General features: G+C 72.5%; 5 protein-coding genes and 2 pseudogenes. 6 read left to right on the forward strand and 1 reads right to left on the reverse strand.

Annotated features, from left to right (window positions below):
* From ACGFZW_RS25645 to obgE, 6 genes and pseudogenes are all read left to right on the forward strand, one after another.
* Positions 1-633: pseudogene (locus ACGFZW_RS25645) on the forward strand (hypothetical protein); the annotation flags it as partial.
* 48 nt (positions 634-681) lie between these two features.
* Positions 682-1,485, forward strand: coding sequence for a TIGR03936 family radical SAM-associated protein (locus ACGFZW_RS25650; protein ID WP_393895556.1), 804 nt, complete (start codon positions 682-684; stop codon positions 1,483-1,485).
* A 218-nt stretch (positions 1,486-1,703) separates the two neighbouring features.
* A complete protein-coding gene (locus ACGFZW_RS25655; RefSeq protein ID WP_393895557.1) occupies positions 1,704-5,513 on the forward strand; it encodes a ribonuclease E/G in 3,810 nt (1,269 codons plus the stop codon).
* 235 nt (positions 5,514-5,748) lie between these two features.
* Positions 5,749-6,069, forward strand: coding sequence for a 50S ribosomal protein L21 (gene rplU / locus ACGFZW_RS25660; RefSeq protein WP_052855736.1), 321 nt, complete (start codon positions 5,749-5,751; stop codon positions 6,067-6,069).
* 14 nt (positions 6,070-6,083) lie between these two features.
* Positions 6,084-6,341 carry a 50S ribosomal protein L27 gene (gene rpmA, locus ACGFZW_RS25665; protein ID WP_009717948.1) on the forward strand — a complete coding sequence of 86 codons (258 nt, stop codon included), beginning with the start codon at positions 6,084-6,086 and terminating at the stop codon, positions 6,339-6,341.
* 137 nt (positions 6,342-6,478) lie between these two features.
* Positions 6,479-7,915, forward strand: a complete 1,437-nt coding sequence (gene obgE, locus ACGFZW_RS25670; RefSeq protein ID WP_393895558.1) for a GTPase ObgE — start codon at positions 6,479-6,481, stop codon at positions 7,913-7,915.
* A gap of 144 nt (positions 7,916-8,059) precedes the next feature.
* Here the strand turns inward: obgE and ACGFZW_RS25675 are convergent.
* Positions 8,060-9,019: pseudogene (locus ACGFZW_RS25675) on the reverse strand (hypothetical protein); the annotation flags it as partial.

A 9,019-nucleotide genomic window follows, 5' to 3' on the forward strand; every position in this document is an offset into this window, starting at 1 on the left:
CGTGGTGTTGCGGTCGCGGTGGCCTGGTTGGTGCGGTATTTGCTGGTGGTGCCTGCTCAGTGGTTGTACGCGCAGATCCTCACGCCCGTCGGTCACGGCATCGCATGGCTGGCGCGCGGCGTCGCCATGGCGGTCGCCGCGCTCGTTCGGTGGATCCTGATCGTGCCGGTCGTCGCCCTGTGGCGGTACGTGCTGCAGCCGGTCGGCCGCGCCCTGGTCGCGGCGGTGACCGTGGTCGTCCGAGAGGTCGGGGACGCGCTCGGGCACTGCTGGCGGGCCGCCGGGTACGTGTCCCGCGCGGTCGGCCGCTTCCTCGGCCGGCTCCTGCGGTGGATCTTCGTCGAGCCGCTGCGCTGGGCCTACCGGACCGTGCTCACACCGCTGGGACACGGGCTGCGCGACGGCATCTGGCGCCCGGCACGCCAAGCCCTGCGCGCCGCGGGCCGCACCACACGGCAGGCACTGGCCGCCGCGCGCGAGACGGTGCGCCAGACCCGCAAGGACTTGCGGCGCGCGCTCTTCGGGGCCCCCGAGGAGCCGCGGCGGGAGACCGCCGTGGCGCCCCACCGGGAACCGGCCGCGCCCGGGACACGTACTCTAGGTAGCAGTACGACCGCACTCACGAAGGACTGAACGACACTGGGCAAGCGACAGCCCGAAGGCCCGCCGCCCGCACCGGCGGTGCAGCGCATCCGACTGCGCTACACCAAGCGCGGCCGCCTCCGGTTCACCAGCCACCGCGACTTCCAGCGCGCTTTCGAGCGGGCGCTGCGCCGCGCCGAGGTCCCCATGGCCTATTCGGCGGGCTTCACCCCGCACCCCAAGGTGTCGTACGCCAACGCCGCCCCGACGGGCACGGGCAGCGAGGCCGAGTATCTGGAGATCCAGCTCACCGCGCGCCGCGACCCGGACAAGCTCCGGGAGCTGCTGGACGAGTCGCTGCCGACCGGGCTCGATGTGATCGACGCCGTGGAGGCGCACACCAGCGGGCTCGCTGACCGGCTCCAGGCCTCGGTGTGGGAGATGCGCCTGGACGGAGTCGCGGCCGAGGAGGCCGGGCGCGCCGTCGAGGCATTCCTCGCCGCGGAAGAAGTGCAGGTCGAGCGCCGTACCAAGAACGGCATGCGGACGTTCGACGCACGCGCCGCGGTGGCCCGTCTGGAGGCTGCCGAGAGCGAGGGCGATAGGCCCGAAGGTAAAGCCTGTGCGATACTGCGGCTGGTTGTTCGGCATCTGACACCTGCCGTTCGACCCGACGACGTCCTGTCCGGCCTCCGAGCTGCGGCCGACCTGGCGCCGCCGGTCCCCGCTGCGGTGACCAGGCTGGCGCAGGGGCTGCTCGATGAGGAGACCGGCGCGGTGACTGACCCGCTCGCGCCCGACCGCGACGCTGCCACGGCCGCCCCACCCACGGCCGCCGGGCTGAGTGCCGCGAAGGCGCCGAGTGGGGTCTCCCCGGCAGTTTCCGGGGAAGGTACTGCGTAGGACCGCCGTCGTCGCGTCGCCGATCAGCCAGGGAGCCACCCCGGTCCGGCAGACGCACTGACCAGGAGACTTTCGCCGGTCCCCGAACTGGGGCCGGCGAGCGAGACGACAGCTCCCGTGCGGCGCCCACGCCCCGGACAGCGAAGCCGCGCACATCACGCGGCTCGCGGACCGGAACAAGGCCCGGCGCCCGGGAGCGTGACGGGAGAACCGCCCGCATGCTCGAACCAACCGATTCCACCGAATCCACGCCGTCCGCGGACCGTGGTGCCGACGACAACAACTCGCCCAGCGACACGCTGCCGCCCCGCCGCAGGCGCCGCGCGGCATCCCGGCCGGCAGGCCCGCCCGCAGGTGGCGCCGCCGCATCCGCGGTGGTGAGCACCGAAGCGGCCGCCACACAGCCGGCCGCCGAGGACAGCACCGCTTCCGCGGTCACCACCGGCGAAGACGCCGCGCCGGCCCGTACCCGCCGCCGCGCGACCCGCAAGGTCGCCGCTCCGGCCGGCTCCCCGCAGGACGCCCCCGCGAAGAAGGCCCCCGAGCCGGCCGAAGCCGCCGCCGAGACCCCTGCCGCCGCGCAGCCTGCGCAGGTCGAGGACGACGCCCCCGTGGCGCCGGCCCGTACCCGCCGCCGCGCGACCCGCAAGGTCACCGCGCCCGCCGGCTCCCCGCAGCCCGAATCCACCCCTGAGCCGGCCGCCGCCGAGGCACCCGCGCCCGCCGCACAGCCGGTCGCGGACGAGGCCCCGGCCGCCGCCCAGGAGGAGGACGCCCGGCCCGCCCGTGGCCGCCGACGCGCCACGCGCAAGGTGACCGCCCCCGCCGGCGCCCCCCAGAACGCCGCGGAGGAGACCGCCCCCGTGAAGGCGGAGACCGTCGAGCCCGCCGCCCCCGCCTCCGTCCCCGAGGACGCCGCGGAGCCTGCTGAAGAGGCCAAGCCGGCCCGCTCGCGCCGCCGCGCGACCCGTAAGGCGACCGCTCCGGCCGGTGCCCCGCAGAGCGCCGCCGAGGAAGCCCCCGCAGCCGAAGCCCCCGTGGCCGAAGCCGCCGCTGAGCAGCAGACCGAGGCCCCCAAGCGCCGGGCACGGCGCCGTGGTGAGCGCGCCGCGGAGCCGGTCGCCGAGGCGCCCCGCGCCGAGGAGGAGGCCGCGCCGGAGGCACCGGCCCGTGGCCGTCGCCGTGCGCAGCGCCCGCCGACCGCCGTCTTCCAGGCGCCGGTCTTCACCGAGCCGATGTTCCAGACCCCGGAGACCGCGGCCGCCGCCGCGGCCGCGGCCCGTCAGGACGAGGAGCCCGAGGCCGAGGAGCAGGTCCGCGAGGAGCGCGTCCGCGAGGAGCAGCCCACAGCCCCGCGCCGGCGCCGCCGTCGTGGCGCGCCCGCCGAGCCCGAGCCGGTCGCCGCCGCCCCGGTCGAGGAGCCGGAGCCGGAGCCCGAGGACGAGTCCGAGTCCGAGGACGACGCCGCGCGGAGCGAGAGCGCACAGGGCGAGGACGAGTCCGGCGACCGCCCCTCGCGCCGCCGCCGCCGTGGTGGCCGTCGCCGCCGTCGCGGTGAGTCCGCCGACGGCTCCGACGACCAGCCCGCCGAGGGCCGGCCGTCCGAGGCGCGGGAGAGCGCCGACGCGGACGCCGAGCCCGAGGAGGACGACGAGCAGGCCGCCGACGAGGACGAGCAGGGCGCGGGCGGCTCCAGCAGCAGCCGTCGCCGTCGCCGCCGTCGCCGTCGCAGCGGTGACTCCGGCGAGGAGGGGACCCACAACGGCGACGACCCGGAGCGCACGGTCGTCAAGGTCCGTGAGCCCCGCAAGAAGGACGAGGGCGGCACCAGCGCCGACGAGGTGCAGTCGATCAAGGGGTCGACCCGCCTGGAGGCCAAGAAGCAGCGCCGTCGTGAGGGCCGGGAGCAGGGCCGTCGCCGGGTGCCGATCATCACCGAGGCGGAGTTCCTCGCGCGCCGCGAGGCCGTCGAGCGGGTGATGGTCGTCCGCCAGAGCGGCGAGCGCACCCAGATCGGCGTCCTCGAGGACAACGTCCTGGTGGAGCACTTCGTCAACAAGGAGCAGTCGACCTCCTACGTCGGCAACGTCTACCTCGGCAAGGTGCAGAACGTCCTGCCGTCGATGGAGGCCGCCTTCGTCGACATCGGCAAGGGCCGCAACGCCGTGCTGTACGCCGGCGAGGTCAACTTCGAGGCGCTGGGCATGGCCAATGGCCCCCGCCGCATCGAGACCGCGCTGAAGTCCGGCCAGTCCGTGCTGGTCCAGGTCACCAAGGACCCGATCGGCCACAAGGGCGCCCGCCTGACCAGCCAGGTCTCGCTGCCCGGCCGCTACCTCGTCTACGTGCCCGAGGGCTCGATGACGGGTATCAGCCGCAAGCTGCCGGACACCGAGCGCGCCCGGCTGAAGCAGATCCTCAAGAAGATCGTCCCCGAGGACGCGGGCGTCATCGTCCGTACCGCCGCGGAGGGCGCGAGCGAGGACGAGCTGGCGCGCGACGTCCAGCGCCTCCAGGCGCAGTGGGAAGAGATCCAGCAGAAGGCCAAGAGCAGCAGCTCCAACGCGCCGACGCTGCTCTACGGCGAGCCGGACATGACCGTGCGGGTCGTCCGCGACATCTTCAACGAGGACTTCTCCAAGGTCATCGTCAGCGGTGACGAAGCCTGGGAGACCATCCACGGCTATGTCGCGCATGTCGCGCCGGACCTCACCGACCGTCTGCAGAAGTGGACTTCGGATGTCGACGTCTTCGCGACGTACCGCATCGACGAGCAGCTGATGAAGGCGCTGGACCGCAAGGTCTGGCTGCCCAGCGGTGGTTCGCTGGTGATCGACAAGACCGAAGCGATGATCGTGATCGACGTCAACACCGGCAAGTTCACCGGTCAGGGCGGCAACCTCGAGGAGACCGTCACCAGGAACAACCTGGAGGCGGCCGAGGAGATCGTGCGCCAGCTGCGGCTGCGCGACCTCGGCGGCATCGTCGTCATCGACTTCATCGACATGGTGCTGGAGTCCAACCGGGACCTCGTGCTGCGGCGGATGCTGGAGTGCCTGGGCCGGGACCGCACCAAGCACCAGGTTGCCGAGGTCACCTCGCTCGGCCTGGTCCAGATGACCCGCAAGCGGGTCGGCCAGGGCCTGCTGGAGTCCTTCTCCGAGTCGTGTGTGCACTGCAACGGCCGCGGCGTCATCGTCCACATGGACCAGCCGACGTCCGTCGGCGGTGGCGGCAAGCGCAAGAAGAAGGGCAAGTCCGGCAACGGCGAGCGGCACGAGGCGCACGTCGACCACCAGCACGAGGACGTCGCGGTGGCGGAGGAGGCTGCCCCGGAACTGGAGCCCGCTCCGGTGACCGAGGCCGAGCTGCAGCCCGCGGTCGCCGAGGCCGACGAGTGGTACGGCAGCCCGGCGGAGGCCGAGGCGGCCGCCGGACGCGGCCGTGGCCGCCGTCGCGCGAGCCGGAAGGTGTCCGCCCCGGCGGGCGCCCCCAAGGCCGCGGAGGAGGCCGCCGCGATCGTCGTGCCGGTCGAGACCGCACCGGAGCCGCAGCCGGAGCCCGAGCCGGCACCGGCCGCGGAGGCCGCGCCGGCCCGTCCGCGCCGTCGGGCCACCCGTAAGGCGACCGCTCCGGCGGGCTCGCCGCAGGTCTCCGACGACTCCTCGACCGTCGTGGTCACCGCGCCGCCGGCTGCCGAGCCCGTCGAGCCGGACGCCGAGGCGTCGGCCGAGGCCCCGGAGCCCGCCGAGGGCGCAGAGGCGGAGCCGGCGAAGAAGACGGCGAAGAAGGCGACGACCCGTAAGACCGCGGCGAAGAAGACCGCGGCCAAGACGGCGACCGCCAAGACGACGACGGCCAAGAAGACGGCGGCGAAGAAGACCACCGCCAAGAAGGCCACCGCCACCAAGAAGGCCACCACCACGAAGAAGACGGCCGCCAAGAAGACGACGAAGGCGGCGGCCAAGAAGACCGCTGCCGCCGAGCAGCAGTCGCTGCCCTCGGTGTCGGCTTCGACGGAGGACTGAGCACCACCCGGCAACGGGGCCGGCCCCGGACCGTCAGCGGTCCGGGGCCGGTTTGACCCCCTGGTCGAGGCCCCGTAACCTTGACCGTCGGTGTCTGTGTGGCACCAAACCCCTGAGCAAACACCTCTCGGTCCGCCGAGGGAGGCCGCTCGTCCACTCGGATTCCACGGGCATTTCCAAGCCTGTGTGAGCGGCTGGCATCAGAGGACCCGTTTCTAGCGAAAGAGAGTTCCGCGTGTACGCGATCGTGCGCACCGGCGGACGCCAGCAGAAGGTTGCTGTTGGCGACGTCATCGAGGTTGACCGCATTTCCACCAGCAAGGTCGGCGACACCGTCGAGCTCTCCACGCTGCTGGTCGTCGACGGCGACTCCGTCACCAGTGACCCGTGGGTCCTGGCCGGCGTGAAGGTCCAGACCGAGGTCGTGGACCACCACAAGGGCGACAAGATCCGGATCCAGAAGTACAAGAACAAGACCGGTTACAAGAAGCGCATCGGCCACCGCCAGCTCCACACGGCGCTGAAGATCACCGGCATCGACGCTCCGGCGAAGTAAGGGACTGACGAGACATGGCACACAAGAAGGGCGCATCGTCCACTCGGAACGGTCGCGACTCCAATGCTCAGCGGCTCGGCGTGAAGCGCTTCGGCGGTCAGGCCGTCAACGCCGGTGAGATCCTGGTCCGCCAGCGTGGCACCCACTTCCACCCGGGCACGGGCGTCGGCCGCGGCGGCGACGACACCCTGTTCGCCCTGGCTGCGGGCGCGGTGCAGTTCGGCACCCACCGTGGTCGCAAGGTCGTGAACATCGTTCCGGTCGCCGAGTAATCAGCCACCGAGCGATAGCTCAGCATTAGCACCACTCCGAGGGCGGACCGCCTTTTCCCGCGAGAGCGGGAAGGCCGGTCCGCCCTTGGCGTGTTAGTACAGAGACATTCCCGTAGTTATCTGGAGGCACCCCAACCATGACCACCTTCGTGGACCGCGTCGAGCTGCATGTCGCCGCGGGTAACGGAGGCCACGGCGTGGCCTCCGTGATGCGGGAGAAATTCAAGCCCCTGGGCGGCCCCGACGGCGGCAACGGCGGCCGTGGCGGCGATGTGACCCTGGTCGTCGACCAGGACGTCACCACCCTCCTCGACTATCACCATCACCCGCACCGCAAGGCCACCAACGGCCAGCCCGGCGCGGGCGACAACCGCTCCGGCAAGAACGGCCAGGACCTGGTCCTGCCCGTCCCGGACGGCACCGTCGTCCTGGACCGCCAGGGCAATGTGCTCGCCGACCTCGTCGGCCAGGGCACCACCTTCGTCGCGGGCCAGGGCGGCCGCGGCGGCCTCGGCAACGCCGCGCTGGCCTCCGCCCGCCGCAAGGCCCCCGGCTTCGCGCTGCTCGGCGAGCCCGGCGAGGCGCGGGACATCGTCCTGGAGCTGAAGACCGTCGCGGATATCGCGCTGGTGGGCTACCCGAGCGCCGGAAAGTCGTCGCTGATCTCCGTTCTGTCGGCCGCCAAGCCGAAGATCGCCGACTACCCCTTCACCACCCTGGTGCCCAACCTCGGTGTGGTGACCGCGGGTTCGACCGTCTACACCATCGCGGACGTGCCCGGCCTGATCCCCGGCGCCAGCCAGGGCAAGGGCCTGGGGCTGGAGTTCCTGCGGCACGTCGAGCGCTGTGAGCTGCTCGTGCACGTCCTGGACACCGCGACCCTGGAGTCGGACCGCGACCCGGTCTCCGACCTCGACATGATCGAGGCGGAGCTGTCGCAGTACGGCGGCCTTGACGACCGTCCGCGGGTGGTCGTCCTCAACAAGATCGACGTGCCGGACGGCAAGGACCTCGCCGACATGATCCGCCCCGACCTGGAGGAGCGCGGCTATCGCGTCTTCGAGGTCTCGGCCGTCGCCCACATCGGCCTGAAGGAGCTGTCCTTCGCGCTGGCGGACATCGTCGCCAAGGCCCGCGCCGCCAAGCCGGTGCAGGAGGCCACCCGCATCGTGATCCGCCCGAAGGCCGTGGACGACACGGGCTTCACGGTGACGGCCGAGGGCGAGAACTTCTTCCGGGTGCGCGGTGAGAAGCCCGAGCGCTGGGTCAACCAGACCGATTTCAACAACGACGAGGCCGTCGGCTACCTCGCGGACCGGCTCAACCGCCTCGGTGTGGAGGACGCGCTGCGCAAGGCCGGCGCGCACGCCGGTGACGGCATCGCGATCGGTCAGGAGGACAACGCCGTGGTCTTCGACTGGGAGCCGCTGATGGCCGCCGGCGCGGAGATGCTGGGCCGTCGTGGCGAGGACCACCGCCTGGAGGCGCCCCGACCGGCCGCTCAGCGCCGCAAGGACCGCGACCTGGAGCGGGACGAGGCCGACCAGGAGTACGACGGCTTCCAGCCCTTCTAGCCGCTCGCCGGCCGGGACACCGCCCGGTGTCCCGGCGGTCGGCGCGGGCACAGCGCAACGGGGAAGGCCCCCGGGAGGATTCCTCCCGGGGGCCTTCCCCGTTGCGCTGTGCCGGTTCCCGCCGCGTGGGCGCCCGGCTGCGGCCTAGACGGCGGCCGGTGCGTCCTCGATGTCGCTGGACTCGCGTTCGGCGCTCTCGTCGGCGTCCAGGTCCTGGGAGCGTTGTCCGGGGATGCCGGCGAGGCGGGTTTCCATGCGGGTGCGGCGTTCGTCGGCCTGGGCTGCGAGGTCGAGGGCGGCCTGGTTGAAGCGGACGGGGGAGGGCGGGTCGGAGGGGCCCAGCAGGTGGGTCTTGAGCGCGGCGCGCTCGGGGGCGAGGGTGTCGTGCTCGGGGTGGCGGACGGCGTCGAGGAGGGCGGGGACGCCGTCGGCCTTGGGGGTGAGGATGGTGGCCGCGCGGACGGTGGGGAAGTGCGCGCGGAAGTCGTCCTCGCTCATACCGGTGGTGTTCGCCACCGCGTAGGGCTTTTCGCTGCTGAGGTAGTCCGACACGACGCTGGAGACGTCACTGATCAGCACGTCGGCCTGGTTGAAGCAGGTGAAGATCGCAGGACGGGCGGTGGTGATGATGCGGTGCTCCCACTGCGGGAAGGACGCCCAGTAGGCACCCTCCCAGGCGGTGACGGCATCGGCCACCGCCGCCGCACGGCCCTCTTCCGGGGTGCCCTGCAGCCGCATCCGCTCCAGCTCATCGGCACTGCGACGGAACGCCGAAGTGGTCAGCGCATTGAGCTCCTCGGTCCGCAGCGCGAGCTCGGCCGCCGCCTCAGGCCCGGGCAGGGCACCGCTACGGCGGGCATTGGCCTCGGCGATCATCGCCTGGATACGGGCATTGGCCGCACCGGCCCGCGGATCGACCGAACCCGTCATCGGATGCGGCTTGTACAGCAGCCGCACATCGTCATCGGCCAGCAGCGCACGCACGATGTTCTCGCCGGCCAGGATCACGGAGGTGTTGCCGGGGTTGCCGTCCCAGCCCTCCCACGTCGGCGCGTAGAGCACGGTGGTGTGCCGCCCGCTCGGCGGACCCTGATAGGGCTCGAT

The organism is Streptomyces sp. NPDC048248 (genome assembly GCF_043201875.1).
Lineage (GTDB): Bacteria > Actinomycetota > Actinomycetes > Streptomycetales > Streptomycetaceae > Streptomyces.